The sequence below is a fragment of the Pseudoalteromonas sp. HM-SA03 genome (genome assembly GCF_002289345.1).
Lineage (GTDB): Bacteria > Pseudomonadota > Gammaproteobacteria > Enterobacterales > Alteromonadaceae > Pseudoalteromonas.
In genome coordinates this window covers 1-609 of record NZ_NSDG01000188.1, presented here as the reverse complement: position 1 = coordinate 609, position 609 = coordinate 1, and the positions used below count along the sequence as shown (strand labels likewise).

Genomic DNA, 609 nt, shown 5'->3' with positions numbered 1-609 from the left:
CGAGTCGTTTGCCACCGACAAAGATCTGGCCAGCTTAGTAGAGCAGCACGCCGCTAACACCCCTGAGCAGACCGCCTTGTTAACCAGCAGTGGTGAAGCGCTGTCTTATGCCGAAGTGAATGGTAAAGCCAATGCTCTTGCACAGCAAATCATTGCTCAGCACCCCAAAGCGCAAGCTGGCCTATTGCCTGCCGATACCCCTATCGCCCTCTACTTTTCTCGCAGTAGCGAGATGCTTATTGCTATTTTGGCCGTGCTCAAAGCCGGTGGTGCCTATGTGCCTGTTTCACCAGATCACCCAGAAGCTCGGGTTGAGTTTATTTTAACTGACACCAACACCGACTTAGTGCTAACGCAGGAAAGCCACTTGCCTTCACTTGAGCCTGTGCTTGGAAAAATGGCGGCGCTCGGCGTGAAGGCGCTCGGCGTAAACACCCATGCGCTGGCGGTGGAGCACGAGAACTTAGTGCGTCCAACCGCGTTGGCTAACTTGGCTTATATCATCTACACCTCAGGGACAACCGGACAACCAAAAGGCGTAATGCTCACGCAGCACAATGTGCTTTACTATCTTCACGCCTTAACCCGCCAGTTAGGTGACAAGTATCG

At 53.2% G+C, this 609-nt stretch carries 1 protein-coding gene; it reads left to right on the top strand.

All coding sequences use genetic code 11. The features are described from left to right. Positions 1-609, top strand: a 609-nt coding sequence (locus CKO50_RS23250) for an AMP-binding protein (RefSeq protein ID WP_141240185.1), incomplete at both ends; no start/stop codon positions are given.